The sequence below is a fragment of the Dactylosporangium sp. NPDC050688 genome, from assembly GCF_040654515.1.
GTDB lineage: Bacteria > Actinomycetota > Actinomycetes > Mycobacteriales > Micromonosporaceae > Dactylosporangium.
In genome coordinates, this window is sequence record NZ_JBFAIC010000001.1 from 1 (window position 1) to 24,188 (window position 24,188).

Annotated in this window: 21 protein-coding genes; 13 read left to right on the forward strand and 8 right to left on the reverse strand. The window is 72.6% G+C overall.

Annotated features, from left to right (window positions below):
• Nucleotides 1–253: 253 nt before the first annotated feature.
• The 3 genes from AB0H83_RS00005 to AB0H83_RS00015 are packed head-to-tail and all read right to left on the reverse strand — an operon-like array spanning nucleotide 254 to nucleotide 3,936.
• Complete coding sequence (locus tag AB0H83_RS00005; RefSeq protein ID WP_360084214.1) at nucleotides 254–934, reverse strand: phosphonatase-like hydrolase; 681 nt, start codon at nucleotides 932–934, stop codon at nucleotides 254–256.
• A gap of 51 nt (nucleotides 935–985) precedes the next feature.
• On the reverse strand, nucleotides 986–2,497 hold the full coding sequence (locus AB0H83_RS00010; RefSeq protein WP_360084217.1) for a phospholipase D-like domain-containing protein: 1,512 nt from the start codon (nucleotides 2,495–2,497) through the stop codon (nucleotides 986–988).
• Nucleotides 2,494–3,936 (reverse strand): phosphatase PAP2 family protein, encoded by a 1,443-nt coding sequence (locus AB0H83_RS00015; RefSeq protein WP_360084220.1) that lies wholly within the window; start codon nucleotides 3,934–3,936, stop codon nucleotides 2,494–2,496. The genes AB0H83_RS00010 and AB0H83_RS00015 overlap by 4 nt, the downstream gene beginning before the upstream one ends.
• A 37-nt stretch (nucleotides 3,937–3,973) precedes the next feature.
• Here AB0H83_RS00015 and AB0H83_RS00020 point away from each other — a divergent pair, with 37 nt between their 5' ends.
• Complete coding sequence (locus AB0H83_RS00020; protein WP_360084223.1) at nucleotides 3,974–4,789, forward strand: DUF1206 domain-containing protein; 816 nt, start codon at nucleotides 3,974–3,976, stop codon at nucleotides 4,787–4,789.
• 264 nt (nucleotides 4,790–5,053) lie between these two features.
• Nucleotides 5,054–5,989, forward strand: coding sequence for a diacylglycerol kinase family protein (locus AB0H83_RS00025; RefSeq protein WP_360084226.1), 936 nt, complete (start codon nucleotides 5,054–5,056; stop codon nucleotides 5,987–5,989).
• Here AB0H83_RS00025 and AB0H83_RS00030 read toward each other — a convergent pair.
• Genes AB0H83_RS00030 through AB0H83_RS00040 form a run of 3 tightly spaced genes read right to left on the reverse strand, consistent with a single transcriptional unit; the run spans nucleotide 5,964 to nucleotide 7,012 of the window.
• Nucleotides 5,964–6,320, reverse strand: coding sequence for a PLD nuclease N-terminal domain-containing protein (locus tag AB0H83_RS00030; protein WP_360084229.1), 357 nt, complete (start codon nucleotides 6,318–6,320; stop codon nucleotides 5,964–5,966). The genes AB0H83_RS00025 and AB0H83_RS00030 overlap by 26 nt on opposite strands.
• Nucleotides 6,321–6,347: 27 nt before the next feature.
• A complete protein-coding gene (locus AB0H83_RS00035; RefSeq protein WP_360084232.1) occupies nucleotides 6,348–6,650 on the reverse strand; it encodes a DUF202 domain-containing protein in 303 nt (100 codons plus the stop codon).
• Nucleotides 6,647–7,012, reverse strand: coding sequence for a DUF202 domain-containing protein (locus AB0H83_RS00040; RefSeq protein WP_360084235.1), 366 nt, complete (start codon nucleotides 7,010–7,012; stop codon nucleotides 6,647–6,649). The genes AB0H83_RS00035 and AB0H83_RS00040 overlap by 4 nt, the downstream gene beginning before the upstream one ends.
• A 39-nt stretch (nucleotides 7,013–7,051) precedes the next feature.
• Here AB0H83_RS00040 and AB0H83_RS00045 point away from each other — a divergent pair, with 39 nt between their 5' ends.
• The 3 genes from AB0H83_RS00045 to AB0H83_RS00055 all read left to right on the forward strand — a co-directional run bounded on the left by AB0H83_RS00045 (nucleotide 7,052) and on the right by AB0H83_RS00055 (nucleotide 11,815).
• Nucleotides 7,052–9,577 carry an FtsX-like permease family protein gene (locus tag AB0H83_RS00045; RefSeq protein WP_360084238.1) on the forward strand — a complete coding sequence of 842 codons (2,526 nt, stop codon included), beginning with the start codon at nucleotides 7,052–7,054 and terminating at the stop codon, nucleotides 9,575–9,577.
• 493 nt (nucleotides 9,578–10,070) lie between these two features.
• Nucleotides 10,071–10,850 (forward strand): electron transfer flavoprotein subunit beta/FixA family protein, encoded by a 780-nt coding sequence (locus AB0H83_RS00050; protein WP_360084241.1) that lies wholly within the window; start codon nucleotides 10,071–10,073, stop codon nucleotides 10,848–10,850.
• Nucleotides 10,851–10,864: 14 nt separating this feature from the next.
• Nucleotides 10,865–11,815, forward strand: a complete 951-nt coding sequence (locus AB0H83_RS00055) for an electron transfer flavoprotein subunit alpha/FixB family protein (RefSeq protein WP_360084244.1) — start codon at nucleotides 10,865–10,867, stop codon at nucleotides 11,813–11,815.
• Nucleotides 11,816–11,882: 67 nt separating this feature from the next.
• Here AB0H83_RS00055 and AB0H83_RS00060 read toward each other — a convergent pair whose 3' ends face one another.
• Complete coding sequence (locus AB0H83_RS00060; protein WP_360084247.1) at nucleotides 11,883–12,785, reverse strand: anti-sigma factor; 903 nt, start codon at nucleotides 12,783–12,785, stop codon at nucleotides 11,883–11,885.
• A complete protein-coding gene (locus tag AB0H83_RS00065) occupies nucleotides 12,739–13,359 on the reverse strand; it encodes a sigma-70 family RNA polymerase sigma factor (protein WP_360084250.1) in 621 nt (206 codons plus the stop codon). The genes AB0H83_RS00060 and AB0H83_RS00065 overlap by 47 nt, the downstream gene beginning before the upstream one ends.
• Nucleotides 13,360–13,548: 189 nt before the next feature.
• Between AB0H83_RS00065 and AB0H83_RS00070 the strand changes: the two genes are divergently transcribed.
• The 8 genes from AB0H83_RS00070 to gatC all read left to right on the forward strand — a co-directional run bounded on the left by AB0H83_RS00070 (nucleotide 13,549) and on the right by gatC (nucleotide 24,185).
• Nucleotides 13,549–14,370: a DUF4397 domain-containing protein gene (locus AB0H83_RS00070; RefSeq protein WP_360084253.1), complete on the forward strand. Its 822-nt coding sequence runs from the start codon at nucleotides 13,549–13,551 to the stop codon at nucleotides 14,368–14,370.
• Nucleotides 14,370–15,038: a class F sortase gene (locus AB0H83_RS00075; protein ID WP_360084256.1), complete on the forward strand. Its 669-nt coding sequence runs from the start codon at nucleotides 14,370–14,372 to the stop codon at nucleotides 15,036–15,038. Before AB0H83_RS00070 ends, AB0H83_RS00075 begins: the two co-directional genes overlap by 1 nt.
• Nucleotides 15,039–15,067: 29 nt before the next feature.
• Nucleotides 15,068–16,237, forward strand: coding sequence for a cysteine desulfurase family protein (locus AB0H83_RS00080; protein WP_360084258.1), 1,170 nt, complete (start codon nucleotides 15,068–15,070; stop codon nucleotides 16,235–16,237).
• Nucleotides 16,238–16,271: 34 nt separating this feature from the next.
• Nucleotides 16,272–17,342: a tRNA 2-thiouridine(34) synthase MnmA gene (gene mnmA / locus AB0H83_RS00085; RefSeq protein ID WP_360084261.1), complete on the forward strand. Its 1,071-nt coding sequence runs from the start codon at nucleotides 16,272–16,274 to the stop codon at nucleotides 17,340–17,342.
• Nucleotides 17,339–18,298 carry a methionine synthase gene (locus AB0H83_RS00090; RefSeq protein WP_360084264.1) on the forward strand — a complete coding sequence of 320 codons (960 nt, stop codon included), beginning with the start codon at nucleotides 17,339–17,341 and terminating at the stop codon, nucleotides 18,296–18,298. The genes mnmA and AB0H83_RS00090 overlap by 4 nt, the downstream gene beginning before the upstream one ends.
• A gap of 35 nt (nucleotides 18,299–18,333) precedes the next feature.
• The gene (gene ligA, locus AB0H83_RS00095; protein WP_360084267.1) at nucleotides 18,334–20,472 is read left to right on the forward strand and encodes an NAD-dependent DNA ligase LigA; all 2,139 of its coding nucleotides are present in this window, start codon (nucleotides 18,334–18,336) and stop codon (nucleotides 20,470–20,472) included.
• Nucleotides 20,473–21,824: 1,352 nt separating this feature from the next.
• A complete protein-coding gene (locus AB0H83_RS00100; protein WP_360084270.1) occupies nucleotides 21,825–23,834 on the forward strand; it encodes an EAL domain-containing protein in 2,010 nt (669 codons plus the stop codon).
• Nucleotides 23,835–23,885: 51 nt separating this feature from the next.
• Nucleotides 23,886–24,185: an Asp-tRNA(Asn)/Glu-tRNA(Gln) amidotransferase subunit GatC gene (gatC, locus tag AB0H83_RS00105; RefSeq protein ID WP_344508144.1), complete on the forward strand. Its 300-nt coding sequence runs from the start codon at nucleotides 23,886–23,888 to the stop codon at nucleotides 24,183–24,185.
• The last annotated feature ends 3 nt before the right edge of the window (nucleotides 24,186–24,188 follow it).

A 24,188-nucleotide genomic window follows, 5' to 3' on the forward strand; every position in this document is an offset into this window, starting at 1 on the left:
GAGATTAGGGGTGAAGTGACGGGTGTTCAGCCGTGGGCTCTACCGATCGGTGGCCGGCCCGTGCGCGGCCGGCACGGCACCGCCGGCGGCCGGGGCGCGGCGGAGATGAGGTGGCCGGCCCGTGCGCGGCCGGCCACGCACTGTCTGCAGCCGGGGCGCGACGGGAGATGAGGTGGCCGGGCGGCGCAGCTCCCCGGCCGCACCGCCCCCGCAGCTCCCCGGCCCCGCAGCTCCCCGCCCCTGCGGGGGCAGGTCACTCCAGGCCGAGCAGCCGGGGCAGCGACCCGATCGACCCGATCACCTCGTGCGCCCCCGACGCCTGCAGGGCCTGGCGGTCGCCGGCGCCGGTCAGGACGCCGACGAGCAGGCCGGCGCCGGCGCGCTGGCCTGCGATCAGGTCCAAGGGGGTGTCGCCCACGACGACCATGCGGCGGACGTCCTCGACGCCCAGCCTCAGGGCGGCGACCAGCATGAGGTCGGGGAACGGCCGGCCGCGGCCGGCGTCGGCGGGGGAGAGCACCAGGTCGACCTGGCCCCACCAGCCGAGGGCGTCCATGATCGCCTCCTGGGTGGCGCGGGCGAAGCCCGTGGTCAGGGCGACCTTGATCCCCGCGGTACGCAGGGTCTTGATGGCTTCGAGGGCGCCGGGGATGGGTAGGACCGCGCCTTCGTCGACGAGCAGGCCGTACGCCTCCTCGAAGGTCTCGTTGGCGGCCTGGGCGCGCCGTTCGTCGCCGTCGAGCAGCAGCCGGAAGACCTCGATGCGGCTCTGGCCCATCGTCTTGCGCACGACGGCGAGCATCCGGTCGTGCTGCGGGGTGCCGGGCGCCACGCCCTCACCCGCGAAGGCGACCGTGAACGCCTGCTCGACCAGGCCGTCGTCCCGCACCGTCGTCCCCGCCATGTCGATGCAGGCGAGCTGCCACGCTGTCATCGCGCAATATGAGCACGCTGATACGACGGGTTGGTGAACGGCACAAAACGCTCAGAAGGCACCCTCCCGGCGCAGCTGCCGTGGCCTGCCGTCCGGGTCGTGGATGGTGTTGTACACCACACGCGCCCAGGTGACGGTGCGGCGGGGGACCCGTGGCGGGCGGTACGGCAGCAGGCGGCCGGGCGGCCGGGGGCCGATACGGCCGCTGTCGTGCCAGGCCTGCAGCGCCTTGGCGGAGGCGTCGAAGATCTCCTCGATCGGCCCCTCGGGCAGCTCGTCCAGCTCCAGGTGCTCCTTGCAGAGCCGTTCGCGCAGGTCACGGGCGTAGTTGCCGGTGGGGTCGAGGATCGCGCAGGTGACCTCCGAGTCGTGGGTCCACGAGCGCAGGGACACGTTGTCGGAGCCGGTGGTGACCCAGGTGTCGTCCACGACGCAGACCTTGGCGTGCACGTATATGGGGGTGCCGGCGGCGTTCTCGGGGCTGAACACGTGCAGCCGGTCGCCGCCCGCCTCGCGCAGGATCGACAGGGCGCGCTCGCGGCCGTACAGCTGCGGCATGCTGCCGACCTTGTCCGGCCGGTCCGGATGGCGGGGCACCACCGCGACGAGGTGCAGGCCCGGGTTCTCCCGCAGCGCGTCGGCGAAGCACCCGGCGACCTTCGGCGACCAGAGGTACTGGTCCTCCAGGTAGATCAGCCGCCGGGCCTTCCGGACCGCCTTGCGGTACCCGCGCGCGACGCTGAACTCGCCGTCCGGGGCGAACGGGTACCCGCCGCGGCGATAGGGGTACGTCCGCAGCAGCTGCACGCTGAGCTCGCCGGCCGGCTCGGGATCGGGCAGCTGCGGCGGCAGCCGGTCGGGGTCGAGGTTCTCGTCCTCGACCTTGTCCTGGAACCAGTGCAGCGGGTTGCGTGACAGCGCCGAGGGGTCCTCCCAGCGCTCCCGGAACGTGGCCTCGACCTGGCCGACCACCGGGCCGCGCAGCTCCAGCTGCACGTCGTGCCAGGGTGGCCGCTTGCCGTACTTCGGGGTGATCTCGACCGCCTGCGGGTCGCCCTCGTGGGCGGGCGTGTCGCGGCGGCCGTGGCAGAGGTCGATCCCGCCGACGTACGCCCGGTCCAGCTCTGGCCGGCCGGGGTGGCGCAGGACGACGAGCTTCTGGTGGTGTGAGCCGCCGGCGCGTACGCGCATGTCGCGCAGGCACTCGCCGCCGGCCGCCTCGATCTTGCGGGCGAAGCGCCGGTTCTCCGCCGCGCTGAACTGCAGCGCGTTCCAGTGTGACCGCCAGATGAGGCCCTTGACGCGCACGCCGCGACGGGCCGCGTCGCACAGCACCTCGCCGATCGACGGGCCGTTGCGGCTGACCTTCTGGTTGGCGTCGCCGCGCCAGTCGGTGAACAGCAGCAGGTCCCCGCGTTCCATGCGTTCGATCGCGGTGTACAGCTCGGCGAAGTACGCCTTGCCGTCGACCAGCGGGCGGACGGCGTTGCCGTCGGTCCACGCCGCGATCCTGGTGTGCGGGTTGCCCCGCTCCTCCTCCGTGAGGAACCAGTCATGGTTCATCGGGCGGCCTTCGCGTCCTCGAGGTCGCTGACTGGCTCCGGCGCGTCTTCCTCGCACGGGCGCTCCGTCAGGTCACAGTTGGGTTTGACCAGCCAGTACACCGCGCTCAGCCACAGCGCGGACAGCAGCATGCTGCCGGCGATGTCGGTCGGGTGGTGCATGCCGCGGTACATGCGGGACACGGCGACCCAGACCGGCATCGCCACGGCGAGGGCGAGGAACGCCCACCGCCACCACGCCCGGGTCCTCGGCATGACCAGGACCGCGGCGGTCGCCCAGATGAGGATCGTGGCGGCGACGTGGCCGGAGGGGAAGCTCGACGTCGGCATCGGCCCATCCATGTTCTCCACGTCGGGGCGGGCCCGGTCGACGATCGCGGCGCTGGCCAGGAACAGGCTCAGCTCGCCGAACATCACCGTGAGCAGGAAGACCACCGGTCGCCAGCGGCGGATCGCGGCGAGGGACACCGCGCCGATGACCAGCCCGATCGCGAGGATCGCGTGGGTGTTGCCGACCTCGCTGCCGACGATGCTCACGTGCCCGAGCACGTCGCTGCGGTGTGCGGCGAACCAGTGCGGGACCGTCGAGTCCCACAGGATGTTGCCGTTGCCGTCCTCGTGCCGCGCCAGGGGCAGGCCGGCCGCGACCAGCGCACCGAACGTGAAGACCCAGGCCACGGCGCCGAGCGCGAGGGCGTGGGCGGTGCCGGGCCGGTGATCGTGCGGCTCGGTGGGGCGCAGGTCGTCGGCGGCCTCCGGCTCCAGGCCCTCGTCGAGGGGTTCGGTGACGCGCAGGCCCTCGTGGGCGCGCAGCAGCTCGAACGCGGCCGCGCACAGCCCGATCCAGGCGATGCCCAGCGACCAGCCGCCGATCACGTCGGACAGGAAGTGCACGCCGAGCGCCAGCCGGCTGAAACCGATCAGCGCAACGACCGCGCCCACCACGATCACCGCCATCCGGCGCCAGCGGGGGCGCAGGGCCGGCAGGAACACCAGCAGCAGCGCCGTGTAGCAGATGAGGGAGTTGAGCGAGTGACCGCTCGGGAAGCTGTTGCCGCCGCCGTGCGCGACGGGCTGCTCGACGACCGGGCGCAGCCGGCCGACCGCCAGCTTGAGGGTGGGGTCGAGGATGAGCCCGCCGACGGTCGTCGCGACCAGGAACCCGGCGAGCTTGTACTGCTTGCGTACCAGGACCAGCGTGGTGCCGATCACCACGAGCCAGGCCAGAACGCCGAAGCTGCCGAGCCGGCTGATGCCGCCCATCAGTGTGACCAGGAAGTCACTCGGCGCGACGGCCTCGTTGAGCGCCTCCGCGATGCCCCGGTCGGCGGACTCCAGGGGCACCCAGCGGACCCGTACCGCAATGATCAACAGGCTGAACAGCAGCGCCGCACCGCCGAAGCCGGCCATGCGCCACAGGGCGGATCTCTGCGTCCTCACGTTTGCCAGCATGCCCAGTCGGGGGAAAACGAGAAACATGACCACCGTCGATACTGCGCACCGCGCCACACAGAGCGACCTGTTCAAGAAGCTGACCAAGGTCGGGTTCATCGGGTACGGACTGCTGCACCTCGCGCTCGCCTGGGTGGCGGCGCAGATCGCGCTCGGCGAGGGCGCCCAGGAAGGCGACCAGTCCGGCGCGTTCCAGACACTCGCCGCCCAGCCGTTCGGCAAGGTGCTGCTCTGGTTCACGCTGATCTGCCTGGTGGCGCTCGCCCTGTGGCAGGTGGCGCTGGCGATCTGGGGCCACCGGGACGTGCAGGGCAAGGAGCGGGTCTGGGAGCGGGTCGCCTCGGCCGCCCGCGTGGTCATCTACGCCGCCCTGGCCTGGACCGCCGGCAAGGTCCTCGTCGGCGCCCCGTCCTCCAGCGCCGACAAGCAGCAGGAGGCCACCGCCGGGATCATGGCCGAGCCGGCCGGCGCCTGGCTCGTCGGGCTGATCGGCCTGGGCGTCCTCGCGTTCGGTGCCGGGATGATCTGGTACGGCTGGAAGCGCAAGTTCGAACGGAAGCTCAACTTCGGCACGGCGGAGCCCAAGACCCGCAAGGCCGCGATCCGGGCCGGGCAGGTCGGCTACATCGCCAAGGGCGTGGCGTTCGGCATCGTCGGCATCCTGCTGGTGCAGGCCGCGGTCACCAACGACCCGGGCAAGTCCCGCGGCCTGGACGCGGCGCTGCACACCCTCGCCGCCCAGCCGTACGGCAAGTTCCTGCTGCTCGCCGTCGCCCTCGGCGTCGCGGCGTTCGGGGTGTACTGCTTCTTCCAGGCCCGGTACCGCAAGGTCGGCACGTGAGCGGTCCGCAGCGCAGCGGAGGAGCCGCGAACCATGGGCTCAGTGTTGGGCTCGCGGCGGCGCCGGAGCGTAGCGGAGGTGACGGCGTGAGCGGGCCGGAGCGTAGCGGAGGAGCCGCGAACCATGGGCGCAGTGTTGGCTCGCGGCGGCGCCGGAGCGTAGCGGAGGTGACGGCGTGAGCGGTCCGCAGCGTAGCGGAGGAGCCGCGAACCATGGGCTCAGTTTTGGCTCGCGGCGGCGCCGGAGCGCAGCGGAGGTGACGACGTGAGCGGTCCGCAGCGCGCGGCGGTGATCGTCAACCCGTCGAAGGTCATCGACCTTGACGAGCGGCGCAAGGAGATCTGCGAGCTGCTCGCGGAGGCGGGCTGGCCCGAGCCGCTCTGGCTCACCACGACCCCCGAGGACCCGGGGTGCGGCATGGCGGTGCAGGCGGTCGAGGCCGGCGTCGACGTGGTCCTCACCTGCGGCGGCGACGGCACGGTGATGGCCGTCGCCGCCGTGCTCGCCGGTACGGACGTGGCCCTGGCGCTCGTGCCGTCCGGCACCGGCAACCTGCTGGCCACGAACCTCGGGGTCACCCGTGACGTGCGGGCCGCCGTGGAGGTAGCGGTCCGCGGCGACCGGCGCCGCATCGACGTCGGCATCGTCGACGGGGCCGACACCAGCACCGGTCACCCTGGCACGTTCACCGTCATGGCGGGCATGGGCTTCGACGCGGAGATGCTGGAGGCCACCCCCGACACGGCGAAACGCCGGTTCGGCTGGCTCGCCTACGTCGCGGCGGGGGTACGGAAGCTGCGCAGCAACCGGGTGCCGATGCGGATCCGGCTGGACGGCGGCCGCTGGATCCGCCGCCGGGCCCGCAGCGTGCTCGTCGCCAACGTCGGCCGGCTGCAGGGCGGGATCCCGCTGCTGCCGGACGCCGCCCCCGACGACGGCTGGCTGGACGTGGCGGTGCTGACCCCCCGCGACGTCACCGACTGGGTGCGGCTCGGGTGGGGCGTGATCATGCGCCGGGGCGGGAGCCAGCAGCTGGAGACGTTCCGGGCGAGGAAGGTCGAGGTGCACACCGACCGCGAGCAGGCCCGTGAGCTCGACGGTGACGTCGTGTCCCCGGCCCGCATCCTCCTGGCCCGGATATCACCCGCCGCACTCCTGCTCTGCGTGCCGCCGGCTACCCCTCGTCCTCCCGCCGCTTGAGGTCCTCTTCCCAGCGGCGCAGCAGCTCGGCGTCGTCGCGGGCCCGGCTCGTGTCGATACCCCGCAGGAAGTCGGGGTCGTCGTCGGGTGCGAGCGGCTTCGTCGGCCTGCGGCGCGGGCCGGTCGAGGCGACCCCCGCGTGCTGCTCGGTCGTGAGCGGCCGGCCGGCGAAGAACCAGGCGATCACGCCGACGACGGGGAGCAGCAGGATGACGAGGCACCAGAGGACCTTCGGCAGCCCTCGGACGTCGTCGCGGTCCGTGGACAGGCAGTCGATCAACGCGACCAGCGTTGCGACCAGCACGATGAGAAAGGGCAGTGCACGTCCCATGGCGCCATCATGACGCAGTGAAGCGCCCTATGACACCAGCAAGAGGGTGCCCGTCACGCAGTACAGGAGGATGAGCGCGACGACGAGCGGCAGCGTGCGGCGCACCGGACGGGTGAGCGAACGGATTCTCACCCGGGTGAGGTGAATTGCGCCGGCCCACGTGAGACCGATCGCCGCGACCGCGGGGAGGGCGACGGGCCGGGGTGCCTCGATCACCGCCAGCCGGGCCAGCAGCAGCGCCACCACGGTGAACGAGACGCCGGTGCGCCGCCATGACAGCAAGGTGCGCTCCAGCTGCGCGCCGGGCGGTTCGTCGCGGGGCGCCGTCACAGGAACGTCGCCACCAGCAGGGCGACCGCGCCGATCGCGACGACGAGCGCCAGGATGCCGGGGAAGCGTGACGGCGGTAGCGCCTCACCCAGCCGCATCGCCCGCTCGCTGCGGGCCCAGTGGTCGATCGCGCGGATCGCGACCAGGCCGCCCAGTGCGAACAGCGACACCGCGATCACGACCCGCAGCCGGTGCCCGGGCAAGAACTGGGCGACCGCGAGCCCGCCGCCGACCAGCGCGAGGGCGGTGCGCAGCCAGGCCAGGAACGTGCGCTCGTTGGCGAGGGAGAAGCGGTAGTCGGGGGTCGTCCCGACCGAGCGCACCTCCTGCGGATCGAACCAGCGTCGGATGATTGCCCACATCGACGTCATTGTCAGACTCCCTAGGTACAGTCGCGGCCGATGCTGCGAACAACTCTCGCCGGGCTGCGTGCCCACAAGCTTCGGCTGCTGCTGACCGCGACTGCCATCATGATCGGTGTCGGGTTCCTGGCCGGCACGCTGGTGTATGGCGACACGGCGAAGGCCGCGTTCTACGACGACCTCGCCCGGGCCGCGAAGCACGTCGACGTCTCCGTCGGCTCGTCCGGCTTCAGCGAGTCCGGCCAGCGGTTCGACCCCGGCATCGTGCAGGAGATCAAGGCGGTGCCCGGGGTGGCGCACGCCGACGGCCGGATGGCCGAGCGGCTGCCCATGCTCGACGGCAACGGCCGGCTGATCTCCTACCTGGGCCGCATCGGCTGGGCGCTGTCCACCCCGGGTGACGAGCACCTGTCGATGTACGACATCGGCACCGGCCGGCAGCCGCAGCGCCCCGGCGAGATCGCGGTCGACGACACCACGGCCCGGATCTACGGGTTTCAGGTCGGCGGGAAGGTCTCCGTCGTCGGCCCGGACCAGAAGCCGGTCACGCTCGACCTCGTCGGGATCATGGACCTGGGCGCCAACAAGCGCTTCGCGGGCTTCACGGTCGCCGCGCTCACCCCCGAGGACATGCGCACGCTCACCGGCGCCGACGGTTACGCCCAGGTCGTGGTGTCCGCGCAGCCCGGCGTCTCACAGCGGCAGCTCGCAGACCGGCTGGAGGCGCACCTGGCCGGCCGGGCCTGGGTGACCACGGGGGAGGAGCTGCGCGCCGACTACGCCGTCGCCGCCGCCAAGTACGTCGACGGCTTCCTGGTCGTGATCTTCGGCTTCGGGCTGATCGCGCTCGCGGTGTCGGTCTTCGTCATCTACAACACGTTCGCGATCCTGGTCGCCCAGCGGATCCGGGAGCTGGCGCTGCTGCGCTGCGTCGGGGCGTCCCGGCGGCAGCTGTTCGGCTCGGTGATCCTGGAGGCGGTCGTCGTCGGCGTCGTCGCCTCGCTCGGCGGCCTGCTGGTCAGCGCCGTCGTCGGCGAGGGCCTGCTCATCGGCCGCAACGCGGTCGGCAGCGGCGTGCGGGTCGACCGGCTGATCATCACGCCCACCACGGTGCTGGTCGGCGTGTTCGCCGGCACGCTGTTCACGGTCGTCGCGTCGCTGCTGCCGGCCGCCACCGCGAGCCGGATCCCGCCGATCGCCGCGCTGCGCACGACCGCCCTGTCGGAGGCCGCCCCCGGGCGGCGGCTGCTGCGCATCGTGCTGGCCGGGGTGCCCGCCGCGGCCGGTGGGCTGCTCATGCTCGCCGGCACGCAGGTGCCCGGGTTCAGCGGCGTGCCGATCGTGTTCCTCGGCGCGATCACGGTCTTCACCGGCATCGTGATCGCGGCGCCGCTGATCGTGTCGCGGCTGACCGCCTGGGCCGGCTGGCTGCCGGCGAGGCTGTTCGGCGCTGCCGGCCGGCTCGCCGTCACCAACGCGCTGCGCAACCCGAAGCGGGTCGCGGCCACCACCAGCGCCCTCATGGTCGGCCTCGCCCTGATGAGCGTCTTCAGCGTGCTGCTGGCGACCGCCCGGGCCCAGGCCGAGCAGGAGCTCGACGAGAACTTCGCCGTCGACTACATCATCAGCGGCGTGTACACCCCCAACGGGCAGAGCCGGAAGGTGCCCCTCGCGGTGACCGCGACCCTGCGCGCCCGCAGCGAGCTGGCCGCGGTCGCCGCGGCCCGCAGCCGCAGCGCTGAGGTCGACGGGCGCAGCGCCGAGATCTGGTCGATGGAGCCGGGCGCGCTGGACACCGTGCTGCGCCCGGAGATCACCGCGGGCTCGGCCGGCGCGCTCAAGCCCGGCACGGTCGCCCTCAACCGGTTCTTCGCCGACGCGATCGGCGCGCGGGTCGGCTCCGAGGTGCGGGTGCGGTCGCTCACCCTCACCGTCGGCGCCCTGTACGACGACGCCCCCACCGATGGGCAGGCGCTGCTGGACTGGAGCGACTACAGCACCGTGTTCGGCCCCGGCGACCCCGACCAGGTGCTGGTCAAGGCCGCGGAGGGGGTCTCGCCGGAGGACTCGCGGGCCGCCGTCGACGCCTCGCTCAAGGAGGCGCCGCTCACCCAGGTCAGCAGCCAGGCCGAGTGGCGGGCCCGGATCACCGGCACCCTCGACGAGCAGCTCGGCGTCTTCTCCGCGCTGCTGGGCATGTCGATCGTGATCGGCCTGACCGGCATCGCCAACACCCTCGCCCTGTCGGTGCTGGAGCGCACCCGGGAGTCGGCGCTGCTGCGGGCGCTCGGGCTGTCCCGCGGCCAGCTGCGCGGGATGCTGATGCTCGAGGCGATGCTGATGGCCCTCGTCGGCGCGGTCGTCGGCGTCGGCTTCGGCGTGCTCGTCGGCGTCTCGGCGTCGGTCGGGCTGATCCGCCAGTTCGGGCACGGACATCCCGTGGTGCCGTACGGGCAGCTGCTGCTCTACGTCGTCATCGCCGCCGTGGCCGGTGCGGTCGCCGCGGTGCTGCCGGCCCGCCGGGCGGCCCGCACCGAGGTCGCCGCGGTCATGGTGGACGACTAGCCACGTGCGCCGGCCGGACCGCCGTGATGATCCAAGTCGCGTTCCGGCCGGCTGGACGACCACGACGCGACTTCGATCAGGCGGACAAGATCACAGACGTGTTCGTGGCCTGAGCACCGGCTCCTGGCTAGACGGGCATGTGCCACAGGTCGCGGACCGTCTCGGTCACGCAGTGCTCGCGGGAGCGGCCGCAGGTGCACAGATGCCCGTCCGGCTCCTCGCAGGGCCGGTGTGTGACCTTTTCCGCAGCGTGCTGGGCAACCGCCGCGGAGAGCGGTCGAGCGGGCTCGCCGAGTCCGGTGTTCTGTGACATTTCCCCCACCCCCCAGCTCCAGGGTGAACCGTCGGGTGACACTTTTCACGGCGCTTCGGAACCTACTCTTGAGTAACCTCGGGGAGGCGAACCGGTTGCCGCCTGGGATGAGCCGTAACGTGGGGCGCAAGTGGGCCGCGACGGCGCGGCGACTGTCAAGCAGGAGGACCTCGGACCACGATGAAAATCGTCGTACTCGTCAAGCAGGTGCCGGACTCCGGCGCGGACCGCAACCTGCGCAGTGATGACAACACCGTCGACCGCGCCTCGGCCAGCAACGTGATCAACGAGATGGACGAATACGCCATCGAGGAGGCGCTGCGCCTCCAGGAGGCACACGGCGGCGAGGTGGTCGTCCTGACCGTCGGCCCCGACCGTGCCACGGAGTCGATCCGCAAGGCCCTGTCGATGGGCCCCGACTCCGCCGTCCACGTCGTCGACGACGCGCTGCACGGCTCGTGCGCCGTCGCCACCTCGAAGGTGCTGGCCGCCGCCATCGCCCAGCAGGGTGCCGACCTGGTCATCTGCGGCGCGGAGTCGACCGACGGCCGGGTGCAGGTGATGCCGCACATGATCGCCGAGCGGCTGGGCATCGCGGCGCTGACCGGCGCCCGCAAGGTCACCGTCGAGAAGAGCTCGGTCACCATCGAGCGGCAGACCGACGAGGGCTACGAGGTCGTCACCGCCTCGACCCCGGCCCTGATCAGCGTGTGGGACACGATCAACGACCCGCGCTACCCGTCGTTCAAGGGCATCATGGCGGCCAAGAAGAAGCCGCTGCAGACCCTGTCGCTGGGCGACCTGGGCATCGCCCCGGGCGAGGTCGGCTTCGACGGCGCGACCAGCGCCGTGGTCGAGCACAGCAAGCGGCCGCCGCGCCAGGCCGGCAACAAGATCGACGCGGGTGACGACGGCGGCAGCAAGCTCGTCGAGTACCTGGCCTCCGAGAAGTTCGTCTAAGGGAGATCGGAACCATGGCTGAAGTACTGGTCGTCGTCGAGGCCTCCCAGGGTGCCGCCAAGAAGGTCACCCTCGAGATGCTGACCCTGGCCCGGACGCTGGGTGACGTCTCCGCCGTTGTGCTCGGCGGGTCCGCGTCGGCGCTCGCCGACAAGCTCGGCGAGTTCGGCGCCACGAAGATCTACGCCGCCGAGGGCGAGGACCTCGACGGGTACCTCGTGGCCCCCAAGGCCACCGTGCTCGCGTCGCTGATCCAGCGGGTGTCGCCCGCCGCGGTCCTCATCGCCTCCAGCCAGGAGGGCAAGGAGATCGCCGGCCGGGTCGCCGTCAAGCTCGACAACGGGGTGCTCACCGACGTCGTCTCCCTGGACGCCGACGGGACGGCCACGCAGGTCGTCTTCGCCGGCTCGACCATCGTCAAGTCGAAGGTCACCAAGGGCCTGCCGATCGTCACGGTCCGGCCCAACTCGCTCACGCCGACCCCGGCGCCGGCCACCCCGTCGGTCGAGCAGGTCGAGGTCGCGCTGACCGACAAGGACAAGCTGGCCCAGGTCGTCGAGCGCAAGGTCGAGGCCAAGGGCGCCCGCCCCGAGCTGGCCGAGGCCTCGATCGTCGTCTCCGGCGGCCGTGGCGTCGGCAGCGCCGACAACTTCAAGCTGGTCGAGGAGCTCGCCGACCTGCTCGGCGCTGCCGTCGGCGCGTCCCGCGCGGCCGTCGACTCGGGCTTCTACCCGCACCAGTTCCAGGTCGGGCAGACCGGCAAGACGGTGTCGCCGCAGCTGTACGTGGCGCTCGGCATCTCCGGTGCCATCCAGCACCGGGCCGGCATGCAGACCTCGAAGACGATCGTCGCGGTCAACAAGGACCCCGAGGCGCCGATCTTCGAGCTGGCCGACTTCGGCGTGGTGGGCGACCTGTTCAAGGTGGTCCCGCAGGCCGCCGAGGAGATCCGCAAGCGCAAGTAGCACCTGACCGCGTCTGAGGGCCGCCCACCGACGGTGGGCGGCCCTCAAGCGTCTCAGTGGACCGCCGTCACGGCAGGGTGCCGCGCAGCAGGCTCTTGCCGGAGTGGGTCGCGTCGCCGTCGTGCGGCTCGGCGGAGATGTCGACGATGTTGAACTTGCGCAGGTCGAGCGAGCCGGGCACGGTCAGCTCCCGGTCGGCCTTCGCGCCCATCACGCCGAGCGCCTGCATGCGCAGGCCCGGGCCCTGCAGGCTGGTCGAGTCCAGCAGCCATGCCTCATAGTCGCCGTCGGCCGGCGCCGGCATACCCTCGGCGTGCACGAGCAGCTTCCGCTCGCCGTCCACGGTCACCAGGCAGGCGAACCCGCCCGCGCCGGCCGGTGCGCCCGGCAGCGCCTCCAGCGCCACCCGGGGCGTGCCGGCCGGGCAGGACGCCACGGTCGTCGCCGGCGGGTCGTCCCGCAGCACCAGCGCGGTGCCGGCCGCGGCGGCGACCGCCGCGACGGCGGCGGCAGCCGCGGCGACCACGGCGGTGACGCCCCAGCCGGGTGCCCGCCGTCCCGCCCGCTGCGCCGCGCGCCGGGCGGCCCGCCGCCGCCCGACCTCGTCGGCGCCGTCGCCTTCCGCCGTCCCGAGACCCGCGCCGGCGGAGGAGGTGGTCAGGTGCGGGCGCGCGGGCCGTTCGCCGTCCGCGGCCCTCGCGGGCGGGTCGGTGTGCAGGGTCACCGCCGGTGGCGGGGTGCCCCGGTCGGTCGCCGCCAGCTCCGCCCTGATCCGCTGCCACACGTGCTCCGGTGGCGGCGGCAGCTCCCGCAGCCGTTGCGTCTGCCGGCCCAGGCCGGCCACGTCGCGCAGCTCGTCCATCTCGGTGCGGCACTGCCCGCAGGCGTCGAGGTGGCCGGTCTCGTGCTGGTCGAGGGTCCCGTCACCGAGCGCCAGAAGCACCAGCCGCTCGGGCTCCAAATGCGACACCGTCCACCTCCCATCGGCTGCGTAGTCTCGCCATCCCGCGGCGCAGGTGACTCTTCACCGTGCCCAGCGGCAGGCCCGTCACCGCAGCGATCTGCGGGTGGGTGAGGTCGTCGTAGAACGCCAGCTCGAGCACCCGCCGCTGCTCGCCGGGCAGCTGGGCCATCTCGTCGGCGACGACGAGGCGGTCCACCACCCGGTCCGGCGGCGTCTCCACGTCACCGGCGGGCGCGAGTCGGCGCACCGAGTCGGCGATCCGGTCGTCGCGGGCCGTCGCGCGGATCTGGTCGACGACCTTGCGCCGGGCGATCCCCAGCAGCCAGCCGAGCATCGAGCCGCGCGCCGGGTCGAAACCCTCCCGGCCGAGCCAGGCCGCCACGAACGTGGCCTGGGTGACGTCCTCGGCGTCGGCCGTGCTCGCCAGCCCCCGGGCAGCGAGGTGGAACACGGCAGGGGCGTAGCGGTCGTACGCCTGCCGCAGCGCACGCTCGTCACCGGCGCGGAACAGGGTGGTGAAGCCGTCGTCGCCGTCGGTCGGATGCTCGACGCTCGTCGAGCTCACGGTGGTTGCCGCCATCGCACAGGCACGTCCTGAAGCTATCGCATCTCAACAGGGGACTTCCGCATACGTGTTCGGCGCGGACGGGTCCCGCGGATGCACTTCGTGGTCATTTCCACGCGGCGCATCCACGTCCCGGACCACCCGCGAATCCCTGGCCGTCAACTCCACTTCCGATCCCAGTTCCGATCAGAAGGAGCACCACAGATGCGCATTCGCAGGACGCTTGCCGGGCTCGCGGTCGCCGCGGCGGCCACGATCGGCGCCGGCACGGTGGCCGCCACTCCGGCGCACGCGGCGGGGCCGTCGAAGGTCTCGGTCGTGCACGGCATCCCCGGCCAACCGGTCGACGTCTACGTCAACGGTGCCAAGACGCTCGACAACTTCCAGCCCTCCACGGTCGCCGGCCCGCTGGACCTGCCGGCCGGCAAGTACGACATCGTGCTCGTGAAGCCGGGCGACCTGGTGAGCAGCCCGATCCTCAAGGTCGACCAGGCCGCGGTCCCCGCGGACGCCAACATCACTCTGGTGGCCCACCTGTCCGCCGACGGCAAGCCGGCCGTCACGCCGTTCGTCAACGACGTGAGCAAGATCGCAGCCGGCAAGGCCCGCCTGGTCGTGCGGCACACCGCGGCGGCGCCCGCGGTCGACGTGCGCGCCGGTGGCCAGCCCGTGTTCAAGGGCCTCACCAACCCCAACGAGGCGAAGGCCGACCTTGCCGCCGGCTCGGTCAGCGCCGACGTCGTGCTCGCCGGTACCACCACCGTCGCGATCCCCGCTGCGAACCTGAACCTCGCGGAGGGCACCTCGACCATCGTCTACGCGGTCGGCTCGGCCGAGGGCAAGACGCTCGGGGTCGTCGCGCAGAAGATCGAGGGCCTGCACTCGACGCCGGGTGGCGTGCCGAGCGGCACCGGTGGCCTGCTCGAGCAGCGCACGCCGTGGGGCTGGTACGCCGTTGCCGCCGTCGCCGTGATCGCCCTCGCGGGTGGCGGGGCGGTCGCGATCCGTCGCCGGGCCCACGTCTGATGCACGCCAGGACGGGCGCGCTCCGGGGCCACGGCTCCGGGGCGCGCCGGGCTCTGGTCGTACCGGCGGCACTGCTTCTGGCTCTTGGGGCGTGCTCGCAGGACCCGCCGCCGAGCGTCGGAGGTGCGGCCGCGTCGGCGCTGGCCAGCTCTCCGGCGGCAGCCTCCGGCGGGATCCCGGTGCAGGCCGGGGCACTGCCGGGCGCGGCGGCCACCGTCGCGCCGGAGCAGCTGAGGATCGACCGGCTGAAGCTGACCGCCCGGGTCGACGCGGTGGGCATCGACGCCGCGACGGGTGACTTCGCGGTCCCGCCGAGCGTGGACGAGGTCGGCTGGTACCGCTACGGCCCCGGCCTGGAGGCGACCGCCGGCTCGATCGTGATCGCCGGGCACGTCGACAGCGCCGAACAGGGCAAGGGGGCATTCTTCAGACTGCGCGAATTGGCGCCGGGAGATGCGGTGACGGTGACGGGCGGCGATGGGGTGCGCCGGGCCTTCACCGTGGTGGCCAGGGAGATCTTCGCCAAGACCGCCGTCCCGCTGGAGCGGTACTTCGCCCGGGACGGCGCGCCGAGGCTCACGCTGATCACGTGCGGTGGGCCGTTCGACACCAGGACGCGCCACTACCGTGACAACGTGGTGATCACCGCGCAACCGGCAGCGCGGTAAGGAGCGGGCGGCCGTTAGGCTTGGGTCCGATGTCGTACCTCGACCATGCCGCCACCACGCCGATGCTTCCGGAGGCGCTCGACGCCTTCGTCGCCGCGGCGCGTGCAGTCGGCAACGCCTCGTCGCTGCACGCTCCCGGCCGCCAGGCCCGCCGCCGGGTGGAGGAGTCGCGCGAGCAGATCGCCGACGCGCTCACCGCCCGCCCGTCCGAGGTGATCTTCACCGGCGGCGGCACCGAGAGTGACAACCTCGCCACCAAGGGCATCTTCTGGGCCCGGCGGGCCGGGGACCGGCGCCGCAACCGGATCGTCGCGAGCTCCGTCGAGCACCACGCGGTGCTCGACGCGGTCACCTGGCTGGAGCGGCACGAGGGCGCGGCGGTGACCTGGCTGCCCGTCGACGCGCAGGGCCGGGTCTCGGCCGCCGACTTCGCCGCCGCCCTGGAGGGCGACGACGTGGCCGTCGCCACCGTGATGTGGGCCAACAACGAGGTCGGCACGATCCAGCCGGTCGCGGAGCTGGCGGCCCTGGCGGCCGAGGCGGGGGTGCCGTTCCACACCGACGCGGTGCAGGCGGTGGGGCAGGTCCCGGTCGACTTCGCCGCCAGCGGCGCCGCCGCGCTCACCGTCAGCGGGCACAAGCTCGGCGGCCCGATCGGTGTCGGCGCGCTCCTGCTCGGCCGCGAGGTGGCCTGCACGCCGCTGCTGCACGGCGGCGGCCAGGAGCGCGACGTGCGCTCCGGGACCCTCGACGTGCCCGGGATCGTCGCCCTCGCCGTGGCGGTCGAGCTGTCGGTGAAGACCCAGAAGGAGACCGCGGAGCGGATCGGCCGGCTGCGCGACGACCTGGTCGCCCGGGTCACCGCCGCCGTGCCCGGCGCGATCCTCAACGGCGACCCGGCGGGCCGGCTGCCCGGCAACGCGCACTTCTCGTTCCCCGGCTGCGAGGGCGACGCGCTGCTGCTCCTGCTCGACGCGCAGGACATCGCCTGCTCGACCGGGTCCGCCTGCTCGGCCGGGGTGGCGCAGCCGTCGCACGTCCTGATCGCGATGGGTGCCGGCGACGCGGAGGCGCGCTCGTCGCTGCGCTTCACGCTCGGGCACACCTCGACCGTCGCCGACATCGACGCGCTCGTGGCGGCGCTGCCGGGCGCGGTGGAGCGGGCGCGGCGGGCGGGGGCGGTCAGGTCCCGCCTCTAGGTGGGCTTGCTCCGTCTCTAGGTAGGCTTGCTCCGTGAGAGTGCTTGCGGCGATGTCGGGCGGGGTCGACTCGGCGGTGGCGGCCGCGCGGGCGGCCGAGGCCGGCCACGACGTGACCGGGGTGCACCTCGCCCTGGCCCGCAACCCGCAGACGTATCGCAGCGGCGCCCGCGGCTGCTGCACCCTGGAGGACGCCCGCGACGCGCGGCGCGCCGCCGACGTGATCGGCATCCCGTTCTACGTGTGGGACATGGCCGAGCAGTTCCACGAGTCGGTGGTCGACGACTTCGTCGCGGAGTACGCGGCCGGCCGCACGCCGAACCCGTGCCTGCGCTGCAACGAGAAGATCAAGTTCGAGGCGGTGCTGGACCGCGCGGTCGCCCTCGGCTTCGACGCGGTCGTCACCGGCCACCACGCCCGGCTCGGCGCCGACGGGCTGCTGCGCCGCAGCGTCGACTACGCCAAGGACCAGTCCTACGTGCTGGCGGTCCTGACCGCAGCGCAGCTGTCCCGGGCGATGTTCCCGCTGGGCGGCTCGACGAAGGCCGAGGTGCGCGCGGAGGCCGCGGAGCGCGGGCTCGCGGTCGCCGACAAGCCCGACAGCCACGACATCTGCTTCATCGCCGACGGTGACACCCGCAAGTTCCTCGCCGACCGGCTCGGTGACCGGCCCGGCGACATCGTCGAGGCCACCACCGGGGCGGTCATCGGGCAGCACAGCGGGGCATATGCGTACACGGTCGGCCAGCGCCGCGGGCTGGACCTGCGCGTCTCGGCGCCCGACCGCAACCCCCGCTACGTGCTGTCGATCTCACCGGCGACCAACACGGTGACCGTCGGGCCCTCCTCCGCGCTGGAGGTGTCCACCGTGGTCGGCTCGCGGCCGGTGTGGCATGCGTCGTCGGGGTCCGTCGACTGCTCTGTACAGTTGCGGGCCCATGGCTCCGTTTTCCCGGCGTCGGTCGTGCACGACGGATCGTCGCTGACCGCGTCGCTGTCCTCGCCGGCGCGGGGGGTCGCCACGGGGCAGGCGCTGGTCTGCTACCAGCCGTCACCCGAAGGGGACATCGTGCTCGGGTCCGCCACCATTTCGGAAACGTCATGACATTTCCCTGGCCGGTGGGGTCCGCCACCGGGATCGGCTCCATGCCGGGCACCGACATCGCCGAGGCACAGCGGATCGTGCTCGGCGAGCTGCCCGACCTGCCGCACCTGCCGGAGCTGCCCGCCCGAGGCCCCGGCGCCGACATGATCGGCCGGGGCGGCGCGTTGCTGACCGAGCTGCCCGTCGAGCTGTACGCCGGCCGCTGGCGCATCGCCTCCCGGCCCGGCCACGACCTGCGGGTCGCCCGGGACTTCCTGGAGCGCGACCTCGACACGATGACCGAGCAGGCGGCGGAGTTCACCGGCACGTTCAAGATCCAGGTGCCGGGGCCGTGGACCCTGGCCGCGTCGCTGCAACTGCCGATCGGCGGCGCGGTCCTGCGCGACCACGGCGCCAGCCGCGACCTCGCCGCGTCGCTGGCCGCCGGCGTCGCGGAGCACGTCGCGTCGGTGCGGGCGCGGCTGCCGCACGCCACGATCCTGCTGCAGGTCGACGAGCCGTCGCTGCCCGCGGTGCTGGCCGGCCGGGTGCCGTCGGAGAGCGGGTACGCCACGCTGCGCTCCGTCGACGCCTCCGTCGCGCGGGCCGCCCTGTCCTCGGTCTTCTCCGCCGCGGACGTGCCGGTCGTCGCGCACTGCTGCGCCCCCGACGTGCCGCTGGACCTGCTGCGCACCGCCGGTGCCACGGCGGTCGCGCTGGACCTGTCGCTGGTGAGCACACCGGAGCAGCTGGACGCGCTCGGGCAGCAGCTCGACGAGAAGATGGGGCTCTTCGCCGGGGTATCGGGCCGGTCGCCCGCCACGACGGTGCGGGACCTGTGGCGCAAGCTCGGCTTCCCGCTCACCTCGCTGGCGGTGCAGGTCGTCGTCACGCCGCCGTGCGGGCTGTCGGTGCCGCCGGTGCCCGTCCTGCGCGCGCTGCGCGACGCCGGGCGGCGGCTCACCGACGATCTTTGAGCGGTTTTGTCGTACCCGGGCGGTAAGTTCGGGGCATGAACGACGCAGGGACCGAGCCCACCCTCGAAGCGCGTGAGCGGCACAGCGAGCTGTCCCGCGAGCTGGACGAGCATCAATATCGGTATTACATCCTGCAGTCGCCGGCCGTCGACGACTCGATCTATGACCGGCTCATGCGCGAGCTCGAGGCGATCGAGGCCGAGTTCCCCGCGCTCGTCACCCCCGACTCGCCCAGCCAGCGCGTCGGGGGCACGTTCTCCACCGACTTCGCCGCCGTCCAGCACGCCGAGCGCATGCTCAGCCTCGACAATGCGCTCGACGACGACGAGCTCGCCGCCTGGGCCCAGCGCACCGAGCGCGACGCCGGCAGCCAGCCGCGCTACCTGTGCGAGCTGAAGATCGACGGCCTCGCCGTCAACCTCACCTATGAGGGCGGCCGCCTGGTCCGCGCCGCCACCCGCGGCGACGGCCGCACCGGTGAGGACGTCACACTCAACGTGCGCACCATCGCCGACGTCCCGGAGCGCCTCACCGGCACCGACGTGCCCGACCTGCTCGAGGTCCGCGGCGAGGTGTTCTTCACCCTCGCCGGCTTCGAGGAGGTCAACGCCGCCCAGGTCGCCGCCGCGGAGCGCCCGTTCGCCAACCCGCGCAACGCCGCCAGCGGCAGCCTGCGCCAGAAGGACCCGCGCATCACCGCGTCCCGCCCGATGCGCATGCTGGTGCACGGCTTCGGCGCCCGCGAGGGGTTCAACCCGGCGAGCCAGTCCGAGGCCTATGAGCTGATGCACGCCTGGGGCCTGCCGACCTCGGAGCGCTGGAGGGTCTTCGACGACCTCGCCGGCGTGCGGTCCTACATCGCCGACTACGGCGACCGCCGCCACACCATCGAGCACGAGATCGACGGCGTCGTGGTCAAGGTCGACCAGATGTCCATCCAGCGCCGCCTCGGCTCCACCAGCAAGGCGCCCCGCTGGGCGATCGCCTTCAAATACCCGCCCGAGGAGGCGATGACCAAGCTGCTCAGCATCGAGGTCAACGTCGGGCGGACCGGCCGCGTCACCCCGTATGCCGTGATGGAGCCCGTCTTCGTCGGCGGCGTCACCGTCGAGCAGGCCACCCTGCACAACGCGCAGGAGGTCGTGCGCAAGGGCGTCCTCATCGGCGACACGGTCGTCATCCGCCGCGCCGGCGAGGTCATCCCCGAGGTCCTCGGCCCGGTCGCCGACCGCCGCGACGGCACCGAGGTGGCCTTCGTCATGCCGGCGCACTGCCCGGCCTGCGGCACGTCGCTGGCTCCCGAGAAGGAGAGCGACGTCGACATCCGCTGCCCCAACGCCCGTTCCTGCCCGGCGCAGCTGCGCGAGCGGCTCTTCGCCCTCGCCAGCCGCAGCGCCCTGGACATCGAGGCCCTCGGCTGGAAGTCCGCCGCCGCCCTGCTCGGGTCCGTCATCACCAACGAGGCCGAGCTCTTCGACATCGATGCCGACAAGCTCGCCAAGGCCCCCTTCTTCGTCAACAAGGACGGCTCGCTCAGCAGCACCGCCCACCAGCTGCTCGCCAACCTCCAGGAGGTCAAGGCGCGGCCCCTGTGGCGGGTCATCGTCGCGCTGTCCATCCGCCACGTCGGCCCGACCGCCGCCCAGGCCCTGGCCAACGCCATCGGCTCGCTGGAGACCATCGCCAAGGCCACTCCCGAGGAGCTCGCCGCCGTCGAGGGCGTCGGCCCCACGATCGCCCGCGCCGTCCACGACTGGTTCACCGTCGAATGGCACCGCGAGATCGTCGAACGCTGGGCCGCCGCCGGCGTCCGCATGGTCGAGGATCGGGTCGCCTCCGGCCCCCGCCCCCTCGACGGCGTCACGGTCGTCGTCACCGGCTCGCTCGAGCGCTACTCCCGCGACCAGGCCACCGAGGCCATCACCTCCCGAGGCGGCAAGGTCTCCGGCTCCGTGTCGAAGAAGACCGCCTTCGTCGTGGTGGGCGAGTCCCCGGGCTCCAAGGCCGACAAGGCCGCCACCCTGAAGGTACCGATCCTTGACGAGGCCGCCTTCGAGGTCCTCCTTACCGAGGGGCCGGACGCCGCCCGCGCCCTCGCCCAGCCCACCGATGAGCCCACCGCCGCGGCCGCAGAGTCTGCCGTCGCCGAGTCTGCCGCCGAGCCTGCCGCCTGACCCTCGGTTCTGCGACCACGACGCCGCCGGAAAGGCCGCCCGTCGACTGATGCATGGGGGCGGGGTGCGGCGTGACTCCTCGGTTGGACGGTGGCCGGCCTCGCCGGGCCGCGTCCGCCGGAGAGTCCCGTGCTCTCGTGCCTGCGCGGGGTCGCGGCCGGGCTGCTCGGTCTCGCGGTTGCCCGAGGCTCGGCGGACGCGGTGTGCGTTGGTATTGCTCGTGCCGTTAGCGAGCCCGGGAGCCGGCGCGCGATTGCTGCGGTTCGAGTCGTTGTTCGGCTGTTGGGGTTTCGCGGTTGCTGGGCTCGTCCGCGGTGCTCGGTGGTGCTCTTTCGTGCCGTCGGTCAGCTCGGGAGCCGGCGCCTGCGGTGGTGTGGCGGCGGTTGGCGAGTGTCGTGTCGTTGGATCGCCGGCGGGTTTGCGTCTGTTGCTCGGCTTGTGGTTGCTGGGCTCGTCCGCGGTGTTCGGTGGTGTTCTTCGTGCCGTCAGCTAGCCCGGTAGTCGGCGTGTGACGGCTGGGTATGCGGTTGCGGGGCGCCGTTGGGAAGTCTCGTGTCGTCGGGTCGGCCCGGGGGCCGCTGCCGGACTCGGCGGTTTCGCGGGGCAGGCTCGTCGGCGGGCCTCGTGCTCGTTGTGGCCTACCGGGGGGTGCCGTCCGATTCCTCGGTTTCGTGGTTGCCCCACCAACTGGCGAGCCTCCGATTGCGGGCCATGCGGGAGCCGGCGCCTGATCCCTCGGCTTCACAGACGTCCGGCCCGTCCGGTGCTTCCTATCGCCCGACCCACCTGGGAGCTGCTGCGCGACTTCTCGGGTCACAGTGCTGGGCTCGTTGCTGAACGACTCGCCGGCCGGTCGCCGGGCCGGCGGACCTTTGCGGGGTGGTCGTCGCGAACGATGGCTCCCCCGCATGCTCATGGCGCTCGGTCCGGGCCGCGGGTACAACCCGGTGGATCCCTGTTGGCCGGCGCACAGCGATCCACCGGGTAGTGCCCTGCCCGGTCACGCGCATGCGCGGCGGGCTCGCCGGTGAGCGGCTGGCTTGCCGGTCCGCTGGGAGTCGCCGTTTGACGCCGGGCCGGTCATGGGCCGGCGTCGATCGGTACCGCTTCAACTTCTTTCCGTCAGGAAAGGAATGCGGAACGTGACAGGAATGGTGTGACGGAACGTCCGGGAATGGTTACTCAGTTGGGAGTATCAGGAGGAGGGACGGGGAGATCGTCGCCCGGTCGGACGAATGGCGGGCGTTTTGTGCATCGATTCAGCATCCTTTCCGGTTTTGGTGGCCGTTCAGGGTGCAGGCTCGCATGGCGTCTCGACGGAGGGGGCGGTTGCACCCGAGCGGGGGGAGTGGATGGAGCAGAGCGCGCTGCGCAACATTGCACCGCCTCGGCATGCTCATCGGTTCTTCGCGTACGTGGCGGTGGTGGTCGGCACCGGGGCGGCGCTGCTGGTCGTGCACCTGCCGGGTGGGTTTCCGCAGAGCCTGCCGGCGGCGTTCTGGATCCTCGCCGGCTGTGCCGTGGTCGCCGACACCAAGCCGTTCGTGCAGGTGGGCGGGGACGACACGCTGGTGACGTTCCCGTCGGTGTGCTTCACGTTCGCGATCATGCTGGCGTTCGGGTTCGCGCCCGCGGTGCTGGTGCAGCTGGCGGCGGTGGCGATCACCGCGGGCTGGTTGCGGCACACCTTGTGGCGGGCCGCGTTCAACGCCGCGCAGTACTTCGTCTCGTTCGCGGTGGCCGACCTGATCGTGCGGCGCTCGCATCACGCGGGCTGGATCGTCATGGCCGCCGTGGCGTGGTTCGTGGTCAACAACCTGCTCGTGTCGACCGCGGTGTGGCTGCGGTTCGGCAAGGGGTGGCGGGCGCGGTTCGTGCGGGCGGTGCAGATGGACGCGCTGGCCACCGGCGCGCTGCTGCTGGCGGCGCCCGGGCTGGTCGCGGCCGCGGCGGTCGACGTGCTGATCATCCCGTTGGCGCTGGTGACGCTGTACGCGGTGCGCCGGATGAGCGTCCTGTCGGCGCAGCGGGCGCGGGAGGCGCGGCGGGACCCGCTGACGGGGCTGGCGAACCGCGCGGGCCTGGAGCGGGCCGTCGCGAACCGGCTGCAGGAGCACGCGGAGCTGGCGGCGAACCAGGACCCGGCGCGGCGGCTGGCGCTGCTGCTGCTCGACCTCGACGGGTTCAAGCAGGTCAACGACTCGCTCGGGCACGGCGTAGGGGACCGGCTGCTGGTCGAGGTGGCGCGGCGGCTCAAGGAGCGCGCCGACGCGGAGGTCGGGCGGCTGGGCGGCGACGAGTTCGCGGTCGTCGTGCCGCACCTGCGTGACGTCGCCGATGCCAGGGCGCACGCGGAGAACATCATGGACGTGTTGCGGGAGCCGGTGCTGCTCGACGGGCTGCCGATCGACGTCGGCGGGTCGGTGGGTGTCGCGGTGTACCCGGAGCACGGCACCGACTTCGCCGAGCTGATGCAGCACGCCGACGTCGCCATGTACGACGCGAAGGGCCGCGGCGACAACCTCGCCGTCTACGCGCCCGAGGCGGACCACAACTCCCCGGAGCGGCTCAGCCTGCTCGCGGACCTGCGCAAGGCGCTGGAGAACCCCCAGGACAAGAGCATCGCGCTGTACTACCAGCCGCAGGTGGAGCTGGCGACCGGCGAGGTCGTCGGGCTGGAGGCGCTGCTGCGCTGGCAGCACCCCGAGCGGGGGCCGGTCGACCCGGAGGAGCTGATCAAGGTCGCCGAGCACAGCTCGGTGATGCGGCTGCTGACGTTCCGGGTGATCGACGAGGTGGTCGACCAGCTCGCCGCGTGGGGCGAGGCCGCCGGGCGGGTCCGGGTCGCGGTCAACGTGAGCGTGCGGGACCTGCACACCGGCGAGATCGCCGACCGGATCGCCGCGAAGCTGCGGCAGACGGGGATCGAGCCGGAGCGGCTGGAGCTGGAGATCACGGAGAGCGCGCTGATGGCGGACCCGCGGCGGGTCCTGGCGACGCTCGCGCGGCTGGAGCGGCTCGGGATCGCGATCGCGCTTGACGACTTCGGCACCGGGTACTCCTCAATGTTGCACCTGCGCAGGCTGCCGCTCAAAGAGGTGAAGATCGACCGGTCGTTCGTGCAGGGGGTGGCGAGCGACCCCGACGACGCGGCGATCGTGCGGTCCATGATCGACCTGGCGCGGGCGCTCGGACTGCGGATCGTGGCCGAGGGCGTCGAGGACGAGCGCACCTGGCGGATGCTCGTCGAGGCGGGCTGCGACCTGGCCCAGGGCTGGTATTTCGCCCGTCCGATGCCGCCGGAGCGCTTCCTCGACTGGCTGACGCGGCACCGGCGGTCGACCGTCGCGCACAGCAACTGACGCGGACGAAATAGACTGCGTCGAGCCGACAGTTGAAGGAGCATTGCGCCCATGGCCACCATTTCCCGCGAGGAGGTGGCGCATCTCGCGCGCCTCGCGCGGCTTGCAGTCACCGATGACGAGCTTGACACCTTCGCCGGGCAGCTCGACGTGATCTTGCAGGCCGTTGCCCAGGTGGGCGAGGTCGCCGCGGTCGACGTGCCGCCGACGTCGCACTCCGTGCCGCTGACCAACGTGTTCCGCGACGACGTGGTCGTGCCGGGCCTGACGCGCGAAGAGGCGCTGTCAGGTGCGCCCGACGCCGAGGAGAACCGCTTCCGCGTCCCGCGGATCCTGGACGAGGAGGCCTGAGCG

Excerpts from the sequence above, each read along its gene's own strand:
- AB0H83_RS00090 (WP_360084264.1), top strand. The coding sequence starts at position 17,339 with ATGACATTTCCCTGGCCGGTGGGGTCCGCCACCGGGATCGGCTCCATG.
- AB0H83_RS00080 (WP_360084258.1), top strand. The coding sequence starts at position 15,068 with ATGTCGTACCTCGACCATGCCGCCACCACGCCGATGCTTCCGGAGGCG.
- AB0H83_RS00040 (WP_360084235.1), bottom strand. The coding sequence starts at position 7,012 with ATGTGGGCAATCATCCGACGCTGGTTCGATCCGCAGGAGGTGCGCTCG.
- AB0H83_RS00065 (WP_360084250.1), bottom strand. The coding sequence starts at position 13,359 with ATGGCGGCAACCACCGTGAGCTCGACGAGCGTCGAGCATCCGACCGAC.
- AB0H83_RS00055 (WP_360084244.1), top strand. The coding sequence starts at position 10,865 with ATGGCTGAAGTACTGGTCGTCGTCGAGGCCTCCCAGGGTGCCGCCAAG.
- AB0H83_RS00075 (WP_360084256.1), top strand. The coding sequence starts at position 14,370 with ATGCACGCCAGGACGGGCGCGCTCCGGGGCCACGGCTCCGGGGCGCGC.
- AB0H83_RS00010 (WP_360084217.1), bottom strand. The coding sequence starts at position 2,497 with ATGAACCATGACTGGTTCCTCACGGAGGAGGAGCGGGGCAACCCGCAC.
- AB0H83_RS00020 (WP_360084223.1), top strand. The coding sequence starts at position 3,974 with ATGACCACCGTCGATACTGCGCACCGCGCCACACAGAGCGACCTGTTC.
- ligA (WP_360084267.1), top strand. The coding sequence starts at position 18,334 with ATGAACGACGCAGGGACCGAGCCCACCCTCGAAGCGCGTGAGCGGCAC.
- AB0H83_RS00100 (WP_360084270.1), top strand. The coding sequence starts at position 21,825 with ATGGAGCAGAGCGCGCTGCGCAACATTGCACCGCCTCGGCATGCTCAT.
- AB0H83_RS00050 (WP_360084241.1), top strand. The coding sequence starts at position 10,071 with ATGAAAATCGTCGTACTCGTCAAGCAGGTGCCGGACTCCGGCGCGGAC.
- AB0H83_RS00030 (WP_360084229.1), bottom strand. The coding sequence starts at position 6,320 with ATGGGACGTGCACTGCCCTTTCTCATCGTGCTGGTCGCAACGCTGGTC.
- AB0H83_RS00005 (WP_360084214.1), bottom strand. The coding sequence starts at position 934 with ATGACAGCGTGGCAGCTCGCCTGCATCGACATGGCGGGGACGACGGTG.
- AB0H83_RS00070 (WP_360084253.1), top strand. The coding sequence starts at position 13,549 with ATGCGCATTCGCAGGACGCTTGCCGGGCTCGCGGTCGCCGCGGCGGCC.
- AB0H83_RS00045 (WP_360084238.1), top strand. The coding sequence starts at position 7,052 with ATGCTGCGAACAACTCTCGCCGGGCTGCGTGCCCACAAGCTTCGGCTG.
- gatC (WP_344508144.1), top strand. The coding sequence starts at position 23,886 with ATGGCCACCATTTCCCGCGAGGAGGTGGCGCATCTCGCGCGCCTCGCG.